Raw genomic sequence first — 16,890 nt, 5'->3', positions numbered from 1 at the left:
AGTGGGGCGTGAATCAGTCCACTACTATCATGCGCAAACGCGATAATGCATTCGTTCCTGTTGCTGGGTTAACGATCTTTGCTATTGCATCGGGTTATTTAATGAGCTTAATCCCATTATCAATGGGGAGCTTCGGAATTGATACGCAGTACGCAGGCTGGTTAGCAAGTGCCTACTACATTGGCTTATTAATTGGTTCAATGCTGATTGAGCCCGTAATTGCCAAAATTGGTCATCGCCTCGCTTTTATTGGTTTTTTATTAATGCTAGCCGCAACGGTTGTGGTTTTGCCGTGGGCGCCTTCGATTGAAGCTTGGCTTCCAAACCGTTTAATTGCAGGTATCGCGGTTGCGGGTATCTTCGTGGTGGTTGAATCTTGGCTGCTGATTGGTGACAGCCCGAAAGAACGAGCTAAGCGTTTAAGCTTTTATATGACGTCATTATATGGCGGTACAACATTAGGGCAACTCGCTATTGGCGTTATCGGAACCCAAGGTGCTTATCCTTTTATGGTCGTATTGGGTTTGTTGTTATTAGCTGTAATGCCCCCATTATTCGTTCGCCAAGGGCAGCCTGATAGCGGGTCACACCAAAAATTATCACTGAAAAAAATTGCGCGATTAAGTAAACCTGCAATTATCGGGTGTATGGTTTCGGGTATCACTATGGGTACTATTTATGGGTTGATGCCTTTATCATTGAAAAAAGATCAATTCACAACTGACCAAGTTGGGGTGTTAATGGCCTCAATTATTTTGGGTGGTATGTTGATCCAACCAGTTGTTAGCAAGCTTTCCATTTTGATGAGTAAGACTTTGCTGTTAGCGATGGTTTCCTTATTAGGGGTATTCGCGATGGGGGTTATTTATATTTCTAGCGACTACTTAGTGATGATTGTTGCATTAGCGTTGTTAGGAATGTCTTCATTTGCGTTATACCCGATTGCGATTACTTTAGCGTGTGACAACTTGGATTCATCTTACATTGTTGCTGCAACACAAGTTATGCTGTTTAGCTATAGTATTGGTTCTGCTATGGGGCCAATCGCGGCGGGGGCATTATTAAGTCAACATAATGGGTTAGTAGATTTCTTCTTTATTGTGTTGCTCGTGACGGCAATTTATATGTTAATAGCCAGCTTGCGCCGTAAAGCGAGTGTGCTGGCGAATTAACTGTTTAAGTTAATATGGTTTATAAAGGCTCTGTGAATCACAGGGCCTTTTTTCTATTCGTTACTTTTTCTTATTCACGGAGATAGTTGATAAGGCACCTTCGAGAGGTACATAACCGGCAGATTGGGTAATGCGTTGTTCCCAATGCTCCCCTAATTTAAAGTCCCACGACAGTGGTGATATCTCTGTCCTACCTGCATTAGGTGCAAACGTGAGTTCACTAAAATACAAGGTGTTTTCATCAGACATCAAAAAGTCTGCACGGCAATAATCGAATGGTGTGACGAGAATTTCAGCTAAGCGTAGCATTTCTTTAAAGAGAGGTGGCTCTGGTACTGGCTCTAACATATTTGGGTAGCCAAAAGTGACAGGTTGCAACTGCCAGTTAATATCATAGATATTGATAAACTCTTCGCCCGACTCATCAGTATAATCGATTTCTGCATAGACGGGCTTACCTGAAAAGCAATGTATACGACAGGTTTCAGGGACGAGTTTTCTATTTTTATTGGCGAATAAGTCAATATATTCTTCACAAATAATTTGTGGGGAAATATTTTTATAATGACGTTCGCGAGTAATGTAATAAAGATTTTTGAATAAATGAAATGACAATTTATCTTTGGCATATTGCCAATCAAATTTGTCTTTGTTTCGGCAAATTACACTGCTGCCGCTATCATGATTACATTTGAGAACAAATTGTTGGGGAAGTGCATCGATATTAATTTCATCTACATGGCCATAGGTGGCTAAGATAGGAACTAAATATTCATCGCCAATGGTTCGACTGATGTAGCTCCTGACGGCTAGTTTATCAGCAAGCTGCGTATACAGTGGGTTTTTATCACGCAGCATTCTAAAATTTACCTTTTCATTGAAGCTTTTAGGTGTTTTAAAATCAGGGCGATAATTTAGTTTTTTTGCAAATTTATTAGTAAGATAAAGCTTATCACTGATAATAAATGTGCGTAGTTTTTTTATAATGTACTCTGCTTTTTTCATGCGAGTGTCAACCATTCTATAAAATGTAGTATGTAAATTAGAAATATTATTTTTTATGAAGTATATTTTGGATAACTTAAATGAAGTATCAATGAATGCAATAGTGAATTTAATAATTCCTTAATAAATGAAAATTAAACAAGTGATAAATGAATGTTAAAATAATTAATACTATATTTTTTTGATTAAATTTATATCAATAATTAAATCAATCGTTTTAATTATTCGCCACGAATAATATGGGTATAGGTTATTTAGTCGAATACTATATGGTTGGTTAATGGATCTTAAGTATTTATTTAAAGGGGTAATAAATGCTTAAATAATTGTTTGTTGAGTAACTGTTTAAATAGAAAAATGACCTCACTATATTTATAGAATATGCATATAGTGAGATGACATTTAGTGTGGTTTTTTCCCCATCTTTTTTAAGAAGCGAATTTGTGCTGCGACCAAGTCATTATAACGAATGCAGCGGTAAGGCATATTGTGTTGCATCGCTAACTCACCCAAAATCTTTGCCAAGGCAGGGTAGTGGCGATGGTGCCAATTGGGGAAAAGGTGATGGGTGAGATGATAATTAAGGCCGCCAGTTAAACGCCATAGACAATGTGGTGTTGGTATCCAATCACAGGCAGTAACAAAATTATGATGGTACCAACCATGCTTGATTTGTTTGTCTTCTGGTGCAGTAAAAAATTCAGTTTCAGCCCAATGCGTCCCCAAAAGCAAATAAATGACAAAAATAGATGCAATCATTTGGCTTAAAATATAAGTGACAAAAATAGCTGTTAAACTTATTCCATGTTCATGGGCAAAAAGTAAGGGAAAGCCTAGCATCAGTAGTAAATGGCCAATTTTGCTAGCAATAAAAAGTGCCCAACCTTTTTTTCCCGCTAAAACCTTTTTATCTTTCAGGCGGGTTTTCCCTGTTCTATCCGACCAGTCAAAAACCAGTGCTATCCATGTTAAAGAAAAAGACGCTATAAATGGCCAGTAGATGTGTTGATACTTCATGAAAGGTCGCCATTTTTGAAAAGGCGTTTGGCGAAAAATGCCATTTTCTTCTGTATCTAAGTCATAATCTTCAATATTGGCAAAATGGTGGTGGTAGTGAACATGGCGGGTTCGCCAAAATTCAGGCTCTAACCCTAAAGGTAAGGTGACTAAACGTCCAAATACCCGGTTTTTCCAGCTATTTTTAAATAACGTATTATGACAAGCATCGTGTTGTCCAATGACATTGAGGAACATGATGAGCAGGACAAAAATAAAATAGGATAAACTGTAAGTTAATATGGATGAGGTAAACAGCGTAGGTAGGTAGCATAATATTGCGATACTAAATAAGATGATGACCACTGCAATATCGGTTTTACTCGCATATACATGATCCTGTTTGCTTTGTAGATAATCTTGGCTGGCTTGTTTTAAGGCTGTATGAAAATGTTGTTCGTTAGCGCTGGCAAATGTGAGTTCAAATTTAGTTGAGTGCATGGTTACTCTCTTTAGTATTACCTTTGGCTAGAGTATATCTTTGCCCGTAAAGAGACTGCAAAATATATATGAAAATAAGGGGGGAATTTAAACTTATTCCTATCGGTTCAAGTAAATACAAATGAAATGATTTTTTTATTTTTAGATAAAAACAATGTTGTGCAATTTGTGCTTAATAAATATTTACAAAATTAAGCTGAAATATTGGATTTGATTGAATAAATTGAAGTATTAATTTAGCGAGTGGTTTAGTGATTGTGGCCGTTTAGAGTAAGGTGTGTCTACATCCGTGTAGAGAACAGTCCATGTGAGTAAGGTAACAAGGAAAACTATGTCTGTCTGTAATAAATTATCATGAAAAGTGATCAGACCTGTTTTAAGCCTCAACTATAAATATAAGTTATCATTTATTCGACTTTAGGGTGCGTCTATTTTAGATTTAATTTTCAACCTAAGCCAAATTAAGAGCTTACTTATATTAATAAAATATAGAAGTGATGAAATAGACAAAATTTAATTTATTTTTTATATTTGGAGAATTAAATGATCAAGATAATGCTAATTATTTTATCAACACTGTTTATTCCATTATCTTCCCAAGCGGGTTCTAATTACTCTGGTTGTGATAATAAAATTTACCAACTTGAAAAACAGCTAAAATACGCAAAAGCACATGGGAACCGTCATCGAGTCGCTGGGTTACAACGTGCTATTTCTAATGTACAAAACCGTTGTTATGACCATTATTCTGGAGCTACAGGGCCAACAAAACTGAACAGTAAATATTATTCAGATGAAAGTCGTCAGTTAGAACGCGAAATTGATGCATTGCGTGATGAAATTAAACGGTTAGAATCGTTAAAAAATTAGTGTTTTAATTCAAGCTAAGTAGAAAACCGAATAGGCGGTTTTCTACTTCTTTCTGCCTTTCACTTATGTGTGATCCCCTCTCTTATCCAACATAAAAGTACACAATTTCAATATGATTAAAAATATTGGTAATTATTGTACTATTTTCATGTTTATTTCTTTTCGTATTGCGGTAATATGATGCATATTGCGGTATTTTGCGAGATTTTGCGGTTATGCATAAACAGGCGAGACAGAATTATATTATTGAAATAATAGCAAAAAATGGGCAGGTGAGTGTTGCAGACTTATCTAATCAGTTGCATGTTTCTGCTGATACTATCCGGCGTGATTTGACTGAACTAGAAAACCAAGGTTTGGCACAAAAAAGCCATGGCGGCGCTGTGGGGTTCAATGTGCCAGTTATGAGCCGTCGCGGGCGAAATATTTTATTGTCTGAGGTTAAAAAACAATTAGGGCAACAGGTCGCTAAGTTGATTCCGCAGAGTTCAACACTTTTCCTTGATTCTGGCAGTACGGTAATGGCTGTTGCTAGCTTTATCCAAGGCCCGATGAACATCATTACCACATCTTTGGACATCGCGACTCACTTCAGTGACCGCACCGATATCCAGTTAATTTTGCTCGGTGGTGAGTGGGATCCTCAGCAAAGGTTATTTTCTGGCAGTGCCACATTATCTATGCTGGCGAGATACAGAGCGGATATTGCCATTCTAGGCGCTTGTGCTCTGCACCCCACGCTGGGGCTAAGTGCCACAGAGGAAGCGGATTGTGATGTAAAGCATGCCATGATTGCCAATAGCCAAATGAATTGGGTGGTTGCAGACAGTACGAAATTAAACCTATGTCAGCCTTATTTAGTTGCTAATTTAGACGAAATTGACCAACTATTTTTGGATTGTGATTGGGATGAACTCAGTCCTAATAGCAAGGTGACTGTAAATTCTCTTAGTATTTAATGAATAGGTAAGATTATGAGCAAAGAAATTAATGTTGCACTGATTGGCTATGGGTTTGTGGGTAAAACATTCCATGCGCCTTTAATTAGGTCTGTTGATGGGTTGAATCTTGCTGTAGTCGCTTCAAGTGATGAAGAAAAAGTAAAACGTGATATTCCAAACACCACGGTGATAGCCTCACCCGAGGAGGCTATTCTTCGTTCTGATATTGACTTAGTGGTGATAGCAAGCCCAAATGCGACTCATGCACCATTGGCAAAGTTAGCAATTGAAGCGGGTAAAAATGTGGTGGTTGATAAGCCATTTACGTTGGATTTGCAAGAAGCAAGAGCGTTAATTGAACTTGCGAAAGCCCACAATGTTTTATTATCTGTATTTCATAATCGCCGCTGGGACAGCGATTACCTCGCCATTAAAAATGTGATTGAACAAAAACAGATAGGTGAAATAAAGCACTTTGAATCTCACATCGACCGCTTTCGCCCTGAAGTAAGAGTACGTTGGCGTGAACAAAACTTACCAGGTAGTGGCTTATGGTTTGATTTAGGCCCACATTTAATTGACCAAGCACTACAACTGTTTGGTTTGCCGCAGTCTGTACAAGGTAATATTGCGACGTTAAGGAATGATGGCCAAATTAATGATTGGGCGCATGTGTTATTAAATTACCCAACCCATAAAGTGATTTTGCATTGCAGCATGTTAGCCGCGGGTGGATTTACGCGTTTTACTGTGCATGGCGATAAAGGCAGTGCTGTAAAATCTCAGCCAGATCAACAAGAAAAACAATTACTGCAAGGGATCACTCCTCAAGATAAAGAATGGGGGGTGGATAATGATTCCATTATTCTAATCGATGAGACGTTAGTTCCTAAGCAGCAGCAAACACCAAAAGGTGACCAAAGCCAGTATTATGTTGGTATCCGTAATGCATTGAATGGTCATGCATCTAATCCTGTAACACCATTGCAAGCGCTGGCGGTTATGGCAGTTCTGGAGGCTGCGGTAAAATCGGCTGAAACTGGCAGTACGCAGCCCTTAACGTTAACTGAAAACGAAATAGCGCAATGGGATAAATAATATAGAAAAAATAGCTGCTCTGGAGAGTGTCCATCAGCTATTTTTATATTTAGAGGAAATTAATAGGAGGCTGTTAATCAATTATGACCTATAGATTATCAGTTTGATAAATGAAATAATAAGTTTTATGTCGTTTTGCTAAATTATTATTGATTACATTATGGTCATTCGCCCGCATCAACACTGGTTTTTTCGGTTGTTCGATTGGCACGGTTCCGTGCTGTCAAAAATCACCTTTCGCTTATCTCTTAATATCATGATTTCGATTGTTGCCGTATTGAGTTACCAATGGTACGAACAATTAGGTATTCATTTAACTATTGCGCCTTTTAGTTTATTAGGTATAGCCATCGCTATCTTTTTGGGTTTTCGCAATAATGCGTGTTATAGCCGTTTAATTGAAGCGAGAACACTTTGGGCTAATTTGTTGATTAATCAACGCAACATATTAAGAAATATTAAAGGGTTATTACCAAATGACAAAGCTGCACAAAAAGAATTTGCTCACTTATTGATTGCATTTGGTTGGAGCTTAAAACATGAACTAAGAAAAACCAGCCCCATTGTTGATTTATATCGGCTGCTGCCGCGCGCTATTTTTGATGAAGTCATTCATAGCCCATTTCCAAGTAGCCGTATTTTAATGCAGATTGGCCTGAAGGTCGGGGAATTGCGTGATAATAAAGTGATTAGCGACGTATTATTCCAAGCAATCAATAAAGATATTAATGCGTTATCTGACGTTTTAGGTGGTTGTGAACGTATTTCGAATACCCCTATTCCTTTTGCTTATACCTTGATTTTGCAGCGCACAGTGTATTTATTTTGTACGTTATTGCCGTTTGCGTTAGTGGTTGATTTACACTATATGACCCCATTTGTTTCGGTATTTATTTCATATACTTTTTTAGCGTGGGACTCATTAGCGGAAGAATTGGAAGATCCTTTTGGGACTTCGGCGAATGATCTGCCGTTAAATGCGATTTGCAATAGTATTGAGCGAAATGCAATGGACATGCTGGATCTCAAACCGCTTCCTCCTGTGAATAAACCTGATAAATACTTTAACTTGCTGTAATTCCTATTGTTATATTTCCATAAATGGCAAAGTGAAACAGAGCTCACTTTGCTATTTTTTCTTTTTTTGTGCTTTAAATAAGTAAATTAAAGAGTGCCATTCTGTACTGATAGCAATATAGATACTATACTCCCCCTATGTATATGAAAGGGGCTTAAAGATGCCACATTCACCAAAAGAAAAAAAAGCGGTACTGACTCGGGTTCGTAAACTTAAAGGGCAACTTTTAGCTCTTGAATCCGCCCTAGAGGACGAAGTGGAATGCGCTGCAGTTTTACAGCAAATTGCCGCCATTCGCGGGGCTGTTAATGGATTAATGGCGGGGGTACTAGAAAGTCATTTACGCGAGGGGCTCCAAGAGTCTGCCACCACACAGCATCAAAAAGAGTCCGTTGATGATGCTATTTCACTTATTCGCACTTATTTGCGTTAAATAAAAAAGGAACAACGATGAAATCACGTGCAGCAGTTGCATTTGGTCCAGGTGAGCCACTGAAAATTGTTGAGCTCGATGTTATGCCACCCAAAGCGGGTGAAGTTTTGGTTAAAATCAGCCATACAGGTGTTTGCCACACGGATGCATTCACGCTTTCAGGGGACGACCCAGAAGGATTATTCCCTGTCGTTTTAGGCCACGAAGGGGCTGGTGTCGTGGTGGAAGTGGGGGAAGGCGTGACGAGTGTCAGCGTAGGTGACCACGTTATTCCACTGTATACCGCTGAATGTGGGAAGTGTGTTTTCTGCGAATCAGGCAAAACGAACTTATGTGTATCTGTCCGTGCGACGCAAGGAAAAGGTGTGATGCCTGATGGTACAACGCGTTTTTCTTATAATGGTGAGCCTGTTTATCACTACATGGGCTGCTCAACATTTAGTGAGTATACCGTCGTCGCTGAAGTCTCCCTCGCTAAAATTAATCCTGAAGCGAACCATGAAGAAGTATGCTTATTAGGTTGTGGTGTAACAACAGGAATTGGTGCAGTACATAATACGGCGAAAGTACAAGAAGGGGACTCAGTTGCTGTCTTCGGGTTAGGCGGTATTGGATTAGCGGTGATTCAAGGTGCTAGACAAGCCAAAGCGGGCCGTATTATTGCTATTGATACGAATCCCTCAAAATTCGAGTTAGCTCGCCAATTCGGTGCAACAGAGTGCTTAAATCCAAAGGACTTTGATAAGCCGATTCAACAAGTATTGGTTGAAATGACCGAATGGGGTGTCGATCACACCTTTGAATGTATTGGTAACGTGAATGTCATGCGTGCAGCACTGGAAAGCGCACATCGAGGCTGGGGGCAGTCTATCATTATTGGTGTTGCAGGTGCAGGACAGGAAATTTCAACTCGCCCATTCCAATTGGTGACAGGTCGCTCATGGCGTGGAACCGCTTTTGGCGGTGTGAAAGGGCGCAGCCAACTGCCAAAAATGGTTGAAGATGCAATGAAAGGTGATATAGAACTAGCACCGTTTGTGACTCACACATTACCCCTTGATAGCATCAATGAAGCCTTTGATTTAATGCATGAAGGCAAATCTATCCGCACCGTCATTCACTACGAATAAGGAGTCTTTGATGGAGAGAATTGAGCGCCACGCTTGCTTTGGTGGCTGGCAGGATGTTTATCAACATCAATCAACGGTGCTAGGTTGTGAAATGAAATTTGCAGCTTATTTGCCACCACAGGCACAAACGCAGCCTTGCCCTGTGATTTATTGGTTGTCAGGGCTGACATGTAACGAGCAAAACTTCATCACGAAAGCAGCGGCGCAACAATTTGCGGCAGAACAGGGCGTGGTGCTGATTGCACCAGATACCAGCCCAAGGGGCGAAGGCGTAGCAGATGATGCAGCCTATGACCTGGGACAAGGGGCTGGTTTTTACGTCAATGCATCACAAGAGCCGTGGAAACGTCATTATCAAATGTATGATTATATCGTTTCAGAGTTACCCGCTTTAGTGGAAAGTTATTTACCCGTGACGGATAAACGGGCAATTTCAGGGCATTCTATGGGGGGGCACGGGGCGTTAATGATTGGTTTGCGTAATACTGAGCGTTATTGCAGCTTATCTGCTTTTGCGCCGATTATTGCGCCGACACAAGTACCATGGGGGCAAAAAGCCTTTACCGCGTATTTGGGGGACAATACAGCACAATGGCGACAGTATGACACGCTTGAGTTACTGGGCAAAGCCGAAAAAACGCCACCAATGTTAGTGGATGTAGGCACTGCAGATCCCTTTTATCATGAGCAATTAAAGCCTGAGTTACTCGCAAAAATAAGTGAGCAAAAACAGTTTGATTGCGCACTGCATTTACGTGATGGCTATGACCATAGCTACTATTTTATTAGCAGCTTTATTGGTGAACATATTGCTTTTCACGCACGCCATTTAAAGCAGGCGTAATAAATAGAGAAGGGTAGGATTATCATTAATTTTACCCTTCTATTTTATTCTAGTTATCACAATCGTGAATAAGTGATTTATCTTATTCATTATCATGATTTAAAAGCTTACTCACAGCTTTAATCGCGCTGATAGCCACATCACGATTCGGGTCATTACAAAGTTCGAGCAACCGGCTCATGGTATTCATTTGATTGATTGGCAACTTACAATCACCAAGTGCTGAAATTGCCGCTATTTTGACATCGTCATTTTTTCTATTGGTTAAATCGAGCAGTGTGTTGATGACTTGTGTATCCATTATCCATCCTACGAGATCATGTTATAAATATTAAAGTAGTTAAATGTACTGATATTTAATATATATCAGCATTTAAGTTCAATGATACTGATATTATCAAAATTATTTATTTAAAAATATAAAAAAAAGAGGATGAAATGAGATGAGATGTAATTTATTGGTTTTGATAATAAAAATGACAGAACGGCAGAGAGTGTACCTACCTGAGTTTTTGATTTAGTAAGAAAAAGTGTGGTGGTAGGGTAAAAAACGAGCGAAAATATCAGTGGGTTTGTTAACGAATTAACTCAATTGAAGATGGCGGTTTTTAGGTCAAAAGTGGTCAGATAATTTACTTAATGCTTTTATAGCGGAGACGGCGACATCTTTGTTAGGATCTTTGCATAATTCAAGAAGACGATGAATAGCGGTTTGTTGTTCGACTGTCGCTCGGTAATCTCCTAACGCAGAAATTGCGGCAATTTTCACATCATCATTGCCACGATGCGTTAATTCAATCAATGTTTGGATAATATTGTTTTCCATTTTCTCCCTTATTCGTCCATTTACATGTTTAGGCGTATTCTAGGGGAAAATTCTTAATATTTATCTTCAAATTTCAAATGACTATCAATAGATTGTATTAATTTCACACCTTTTTAGAGGGGTAAATGAATAATTGGTTTTTTGATTAAACTTAAGCATAACAAGATGGTTATAAAATGAATCATCAAGGAAAACAAATAAATAAAGAAATGTATAGCGACCAATAAGGGTTCGCCTTTGGCGTGCCCTTATTGGTCATAGTGCGATTCAATCATTAATGGCGCAAATAGACATGAGGTGTATCATTCTCAGGGTGTTTGCTTACCCCTAAGTCTGCTTGGTACCAGCGAGTGAGATTTTCTGCTGTTAACACGTCTGCAGGGGTACCGCTAGCGGCTAATTTTCCTTCGTGAATTAAAAAAACGCGATCGGCATATAATGCAGTTAGGTTTAAATCATGAAGTACGCAGCATACGCCAATTGGACGTTCACGGGTGAGCTGGTGAAGTAAGCGCAAGCTATGTTGCTGGTGGTATAAATCCAGAGCTGACGTGGGTTCATCTAAAAATAGACAAGCGCTTTGCTGTGTAGGTTGCCATAATTGCGCTAACACACGTGCTAACTGAACTCGTTGTTGTTCACCGCCAGAAAGCTGCCGATAATCACGGTGGCGCAACACTTGGCAATGGGTCAGGGATAATGCTTCTTCAATAGCAACTTGCTTGTGTTCCGAACCATAAGGGGTACGTCCCATGGCCACAACGTCCTCAACAGTGAAAGCAAATTGCAAATGACTATGTTGCTTCATTACTGCTCGTTTACGTGCTAACTCATTACCTTGCCACTCATTTAAAGAGCGCCCCTCTAACAAGCAGGTACCTTGTGTGGGGGAATTATAGCCCGTTAACAGTTTTAGTAGACTGGATTTCCCTGCCCCATTAGGGCCAATAATAACCACCATTTCATGTTGTTTAATCGAGAGACTAACATTGTTAATCAATACCTTATCATCTATTTGATAAATGAGATTTTGTGCCTCTAATAAAATAGATTTCTCTTGCATCGCTTAAATTCTCCCCGCAGGCTGGCGTAAAATAAGCCATAAAAAGTATGGCCCACCAATCAACCCAGTGAGCAGACCCACAGGGATTTCAGCAGGGGCGACTGCTGTACGGGCAATGGTGTCGGCGATTAATAACAGGGCAGCGCCCACAATGGCTGACCCTGGTATTAACCAACGATGATCGGGGCCTAATGTCATGCGGATTAAGTGTGGAACCACTAGACCAACAAAGCCAATTACGCCACTCATCGCCACCGCACATCCGACTAATAAGGCACTGAGAAATAGCAATACAAATTTAGCCCGTTCAACATTCAAACCTAGATAGTGTGCATCTTCATCCCCTAATTGGAGGATATTCAGTTTATTGCCTTGCCACAAACAAACCGCGGTGACAGGTAAAATGACCGTAGCGGCAATGGCTAGAGACATCCAATCCACATTTCCCAGTGTGCCCATCATCCAGAGACTAAAGGTTCTGAGTTGTTGGTCATTACTGATATAACTCAGCACGCCGATAAATGACATACACAGTGCATTTATTGCGATACCCGCCAGGAGTAGACGCGCTAAATTACCGTTGGATGAACGATTTAAGCTAAAAATAATTAAGGAGACAACTAAGCTACCAATAAAAGCTGCTGCGATATGGCCATAGTTTTGCATTACTGCTGGTAATGAAAATGATAAAACGATAAAAGCGGCAACGGCTAATGCTGCACCACTACTAATGCCCAGTAAACTGGGGTCAGCGAGTGGATTACGAAAAAGCCCCTGCATAATGGCACCAGACACAGCCAGTGCTAGCCCCACTAAAATGGCTATCAAGACGCGTGGCAAACGAATATTTAGCCAAATTTGCCAGTCAGGATCGGTGGCAGAAGCCTGCCACAGAGTATTGAACGAAAAATTTATTGGCCCTGCGTTGGATGCAATAAACGTCAAGCCACAAAGTACGAACAATAAAATAAGAATAACGAAAAAAGGGCGCTTAAAACGGATCATTGGGACTTCTCTAATGCCTCTCGTAGCTGCTGCATAACTTTTGGCGTGCCTAAACTGAATGTTAGCATGCCCACATCATCAACGACGGCGAGTGCTTTATTTTTCCCCGCGGGGGTCATGGCGATACCGGGCAAGTTCCACACGCGATCGACGCCACCTAATGATTTAATGCCTTCTTCAGTGAAAACAATTAAGTCTGGTTGGCTAGACAATAAACCTTCCGAGGAAAGCGGGCGATAGCTATCAAAATTGGCCATTGCATTTTTTGCGCCAATTGCGGTTATCATGCTATCAACCGCGGTTTTTTTCCCCGCAGCAAGGGGAAGTACGCCACCGTGGCTCATGATAAATAACACTTTTTTATCAATCGGCGCGGTGTTGACTTGGCTAAGCGATTGATTAAATTTATCCACCAATTGCTTGCCTTGCTCAGGTTTATTAACCGCAGCTGCAATGGTCGTGATTTTTTCTGGAATGGCTTCTAAACTCGGCTTTCCCGTGACTTTGATAATTTTAACGCCGCTTTTTTCTATTTGCGTTAACGCCATGGACGGTTTTGCTAATTCACTGGCAAGAACCAATGTTGGGCGCATTGAAAGCACGCCTTCTGCATTAAGCATTCGCATGTAACCCACATCAGGAAGCTTAGTCGCTTGCTCTGGGTGCAGGCTGGTGCTATCACGAGCCACAAGTTGGTCTTGAGCGCCGAGTTCATAAACTATTTCTGTCACATCACCACCGAGGGTGACAATGCGCTGGGTAGCATAAGAACTAAATGAGACAAACAGGACCGATAAGGTTAGAAGCCATTGTTTCATAATAAATTTACCTAAATTTTAAATGCGTGGTAACGCAGTGACTTGCTGGCGCCATTGTTCTTGCTCTGGCGTACCTTCAGTGCGTTGACCGTACATTTGTGCGATTTGATTCCCTTCAATATCGAAAACTTCAAGGCTAGTCACAAAGCCATCTTGCGTTGGTTTGCGTGTCACCCAGCACTCATGAATGCCGTTTTCAATCATGTGTAAGGTAAAATCAGGATTGAAAATGTTAAGCCATTTCAAATCTGAACCTTCACTCTGATATGGCATGATTTTTTTGATTTCACCAGTGAAAATTTGCACACATCCGCGGTTGCCCACAAAAATCATGATTTCGTTCTGCTCCTTGAACGCAGTGTTAATCAGCTGATTGAAGGAATCGTTCGGCACTTTCCAGGCTAAATCATCACTCACAGCGGCGAAAACTTGCTGGCGGCTTAAATTATTCTTTTTCAATAACACAAAAAATTGGTGCACATCGGTCATGTTGCGCCACTCTTGTTCCAATTGCTGTTTTAGTTCATCACTAACAGGTTGGTTAGTGAATGACGTCGCGGGTACATGGGCTAATTCACGGTTATTTTGGGTGGTGTATTTTTCAATCAGTGCTTGCCATGCCGTCATGTCAGTTTCATCTGTGGTGTAGACTTTATGCAGCGCATCACCTTGTTTATCAAAGAACTGGATACTGTGGCGTTCACCGTGTTTGGTGTCTTCTGTCAGTGCAAAAATCGCATCCCAATGGGAAAAAAACATGCGCAAATCAAGCGCGCGAGGGTTTAAAATCAAACCACCATGAGGGCTGAATGTTGCATTGTCATAACGACCCACTTGTTCATGCACCACATATTCATTGCGGGTAATGGCTTTGACTTGCCCAACTGCCGCTAATTCAGTCAACAAGGTTGGCGCATCAACCTCTAAACGCGCGGCTTTATCATGACCCACACGGCTGTGCAGTAGCTGTGCTTCAGAAATATTCAGGTAAGCGGCAAGATCACGAGCGTATTTGGCTTTGTTATCTGCTTTGGCTTGTTGGTAACGCTCGAAAATGGTTGAATTCACGTCTATCTCCTTAATATTGTATAAATTACCACTGGAAGCTGACCAGTAGCTTGGCATTACGTCCATCTTGAGGAATGCCTTGTGATGAGTAATATTCTTTGTCGAAGGCATTGCCTAACACCACGCTTGTGCCTAAACCTTTGAGTTCGCCGTCGCCTTGGTAGCTAACGTAGAAATCATGGACGGCATAGCCAGCTTGTTGCTTAGCTTTAGAGGCCTTATTAAAGTCGGTGTGGCGGGTAAATTCCCCTAACCAGCCCACAGAGAAACCGCTATTAGCAACAGGAATTGACAGGTTACTGGTTAATGACTCTGGCTTGATTGACGTAATTGATTTGCCGTCATATTCGTTCTTGCCTGTTGTACGGTTGTAGGCTAAGTTCCACGTGAAATAGTCTGTTGTATAATCCAGTGATGCATCTACACCCCAAATTTTGGCGCGTTTATCATTAACAGAGGTGGTATAACCTTCAGCAAAGTTAACGCTTGTATTGATATAATCCTTGGCTTTTGTATCAAAATAGCTTGCTTTAAATTGCAGGTTATCCCTTTCCATCAATAAATCATCAAAACGTAATCCCATCCCATATTCAGTAGTTTGAGCTGTTTCTGGTTTTAAGTTTGGGTTTGGTCGCCACCTGTTATATTTGTTGGGACCCATAGGGAAATGAATTGCATCGTTATACATTTCCATCATTGTCGGCGCGCGGAAGGCTTCAGAGTAGGATGCAAATAGCATGGACCAATCTGTTGGCGTAATACTTACTGCGCCTTTCGATGACCATTTATCTGCTTTAACGTCCTCATTGCCTTTTGCTTTTGCTTTATAGTGGTCATAACGTGTACCCACAATAAATGACACGGGTAAGTCTTTTAGGGCTATTTCGTCTTGTAAGAAGCCAGAAGCAAAGGTGATATCCGCATCAGGGAATTGGGTTGTGTTTGCGTAAGGGGTTTGCTTTTGCTTATAAGCTTCGCTGCCATAGGTGAGGTTATGAGCCGCCAGCGGTAAATCATAAACGTTAGAACGGTTATCTGCTTTTAAGCCGTAGGTTTTTTGTGTGCGACCTTCATAAGGCGTTCCAATCCCTTTTGCTGTAATATTGACCTCTGAATAGTAAGGGGTCACTTTTAGGTTTAACCAATCTTGAGAGGCAGGGTTGAGCTGGTAAGTTGCCTGTGCATCACGTTGGCGTGTGGTACGGTTAACTTGTAGGTTATCCTTAGCGACATTCAATACCTGTGGATTTTTAGGTTCATGGGCATCGTTATTATAGTAACGAACCTGACCTGCAAGCTTCTGTGCATCATCAATTTGCCATGTGCCTTTGGCTAGCAGGTTGGCAATAGTTTCTTTATTATCCATGTCATCGCCATTACTGATGCGAATATCACCCACTTCTTTTGTTACAAAGCTAAAAACACCATCAAGGTTATCGGTACGCCCGAACGTTGTGCCACCAAAACCAAAGCTATGGTCACCTGTCGCGGCTTGGGTAAATACGCGAAAACCGTGGTTTTGCCCATCACGTAGTAGGTCTTTAGCATCAACCGTTTCCCATGCGATGACTCCCCCCATTGCACCGCTACCATAAAGTAGGGCGGATGGACCTCGAATGATTTCAACTTGTTTAATCAGAGCAGGGTCAATAAATGTGCCATTCACATGGCCTGTGTCGGTGCCTTGGCGAACACCATCTACTAGCGTCAAGATCCCTTGGCGGTCAAAGCCACGCATAGAGACATCTTGCCCATTTGAACGGCCAGTCCCTGCCACGTTAATACCGGGCACTTTGCGTAGTATGTCATTAACTGTGCTTGCTGTTTGGGTTTCAGGTGAATTATTTTTAATCACGCTCACCATCATTGGCGCATCAAAGCTATCACGTTCAGTCCCTGTTGCATAAACAGTCATGACGTCATTGCTTTTTTTAGTCGTTGAGGGTTCAGCCGCTTGTGCATGAGCGCTGGCGATGACACTTAGGATCGCACTGGTCAACACGGATATCCGTAAAACATGAGACATAATGGTGATACTCCGT

General features: G+C 41.0%; 17 protein-coding genes. 8 read left to right on the top strand and 9 right to left on the bottom strand.

What is annotated here, in order from left to right; genetic code table 11:
* Positions 1-29 precede the first annotated feature (29 nt).
* The gene (locus KDJ85_RS07575; protein ID WP_225819244.1) at positions 30-1,172 is read left to right on the top strand and encodes an MFS transporter; all 1,143 of its coding nucleotides are present in this window, start codon (positions 30-32) and stop codon (positions 1,170-1,172) included.
* 60 nt (positions 1,173-1,232) lie between these two features.
* On the opposite strand, the gene KDJ85_RS07570 is transcribed toward KDJ85_RS07575, so the two are convergent.
* Both KDJ85_RS07570 and KDJ85_RS07565 read right to left on the bottom strand, forming a co-directional pair.
* The gene (locus tag KDJ85_RS07570) at positions 1,233-2,177 is read right to left on the bottom strand and encodes an ATP-grasp fold amidoligase family protein (protein ID WP_225819131.1); all 945 of its coding nucleotides are present in this window, start codon (positions 2,175-2,177) and stop codon (positions 1,233-1,235) included.
* Positions 2,178-2,579: 402 nt separating this feature from the next.
* Complete coding sequence (locus KDJ85_RS07565; protein ID WP_225819130.1) at positions 2,580-3,674, bottom strand: fatty acid desaturase family protein; 1,095 nt, start codon at positions 3,672-3,674, stop codon at positions 2,580-2,582.
* A 543-nt stretch (positions 3,675-4,217) separates the two neighbouring features.
* On the opposite strand from KDJ85_RS07565, the gene KDJ85_RS07560 reads away from it, so the two are divergent.
* The 7 genes from KDJ85_RS07560 (at position 4,218) to fghA (ending at position 10,068) form a co-directional block, all read left to right on the top strand.
* Positions 4,218-4,544, top strand: a complete 327-nt coding sequence (locus KDJ85_RS07560; RefSeq protein WP_225819129.1) for a DUF1090 family protein — start codon at positions 4,218-4,220, stop codon at positions 4,542-4,544.
* 215 nt (positions 4,545-4,759) lie between these two features.
* On the top strand, positions 4,760-5,503 hold the full coding sequence (locus tag KDJ85_RS07555) for a DeoR/GlpR family DNA-binding transcription regulator (protein WP_225819128.1): 744 nt from the start codon (positions 4,760-4,762) through the stop codon (positions 5,501-5,503).
* A 15-nt stretch (positions 5,504-5,518) separates the two neighbouring features.
* Positions 5,519-6,583: an oxidoreductase gene (locus KDJ85_RS07550; RefSeq protein ID WP_225819127.1), complete on the top strand. Its 1,065-nt coding sequence runs from the start codon at positions 5,519-5,521 to the stop codon at positions 6,581-6,583.
* A gap of 160 nt (positions 6,584-6,743) precedes the next feature.
* A complete protein-coding gene (locus KDJ85_RS07545) occupies positions 6,744-7,661 on the top strand; it encodes a bestrophin family protein (protein WP_206082622.1) in 918 nt (305 codons plus the stop codon).
* Positions 7,662-7,821: 160 nt separating this feature from the next.
* The gene (gene frmR, locus KDJ85_RS07540) at positions 7,822-8,094 is read left to right on the top strand and encodes a formaldehyde-responsive transcriptional repressor FrmR (RefSeq protein ID WP_206082621.1); all 273 of its coding nucleotides are present in this window, start codon (positions 7,822-7,824) and stop codon (positions 8,092-8,094) included.
* Between the two features lie 17 nt (positions 8,095-8,111).
* Positions 8,112-9,224: an S-(hydroxymethyl)glutathione dehydrogenase/class III alcohol dehydrogenase gene (locus tag KDJ85_RS07535; protein ID WP_225819126.1), complete on the top strand. Its 1,113-nt coding sequence runs from the start codon at positions 8,112-8,114 to the stop codon at positions 9,222-9,224.
* Between the two features lie 10 nt (positions 9,225-9,234).
* Positions 9,235-10,068 carry an S-formylglutathione hydrolase gene (gene fghA / locus KDJ85_RS07530; RefSeq protein ID WP_225819125.1) on the top strand — a complete coding sequence of 278 codons (834 nt, stop codon included), beginning with the start codon at positions 9,235-9,237 and terminating at the stop codon, positions 10,066-10,068.
* A gap of 82 nt (positions 10,069-10,150) precedes the next feature.
* Here fghA and KDJ85_RS07525 read toward each other — a convergent pair whose 3' ends face one another.
* From KDJ85_RS07525 to KDJ85_RS07495, 7 genes are all read right to left on the bottom strand, one after another.
* The gene (locus KDJ85_RS07525; protein WP_206082618.1) at positions 10,151-10,369 is read right to left on the bottom strand and encodes a HEAT repeat domain-containing protein; all 219 of its coding nucleotides are present in this window, start codon (positions 10,367-10,369) and stop codon (positions 10,151-10,153) included.
* A gap of 312 nt (positions 10,370-10,681) precedes the next feature.
* Positions 10,682-10,894, bottom strand: coding sequence for a HEAT repeat domain-containing protein (locus KDJ85_RS07520; protein ID WP_225819124.1), 213 nt, complete (start codon positions 10,892-10,894; stop codon positions 10,682-10,684).
* Between the two features lie 274 nt (positions 10,895-11,168).
* Positions 11,169-11,957 carry a heme ABC transporter ATP-binding protein gene (locus tag KDJ85_RS07515; RefSeq protein WP_225819123.1) on the bottom strand — a complete coding sequence of 263 codons (789 nt, stop codon included), beginning with the start codon at positions 11,955-11,957 and terminating at the stop codon, positions 11,169-11,171.
* A 3-nt stretch (positions 11,958-11,960) separates the two neighbouring features.
* The gene (locus KDJ85_RS07510) at positions 11,961-12,962 is read right to left on the bottom strand and encodes a FecCD family ABC transporter permease (RefSeq protein ID WP_225819122.1); all 1,002 of its coding nucleotides are present in this window, start codon (positions 12,960-12,962) and stop codon (positions 11,961-11,963) included.
* The gene (locus KDJ85_RS07505) at positions 12,959-13,780 is read right to left on the bottom strand and encodes a heme/hemin ABC transporter substrate-binding protein (protein ID WP_225819121.1); all 822 of its coding nucleotides are present in this window, start codon (positions 13,778-13,780) and stop codon (positions 12,959-12,961) included. Before KDJ85_RS07505 ends, KDJ85_RS07510 begins: the two co-directional genes overlap by 4 nt.
* An 18-nt stretch (positions 13,781-13,798) precedes the next feature.
* The gene (locus KDJ85_RS07500; RefSeq protein ID WP_225819120.1) at positions 13,799-14,848 is read right to left on the bottom strand and encodes a hemin-degrading factor; all 1,050 of its coding nucleotides are present in this window, start codon (positions 14,846-14,848) and stop codon (positions 13,799-13,801) included.
* A gap of 25 nt (positions 14,849-14,873) precedes the next feature.
* The gene (locus tag KDJ85_RS07495) at positions 14,874-16,874 is read right to left on the bottom strand and encodes a TonB-dependent hemoglobin/transferrin/lactoferrin family receptor (RefSeq protein WP_225819119.1); all 2,001 of its coding nucleotides are present in this window, start codon (positions 16,872-16,874) and stop codon (positions 14,874-14,876) included.
* Positions 16,875-16,890 lie beyond the last annotated feature (16 nt).

Source organism: Providencia vermicola (assembly GCF_020381325.1).
Classification (GTDB): Bacteria; Pseudomonadota; Gammaproteobacteria; order Enterobacterales; family Enterobacteriaceae; genus Providencia; species Providencia vermicola.
Note: the sequence above shows the minus strand (reverse complement) of the source record. Positions and strands in the feature narration are given on the sequence as shown.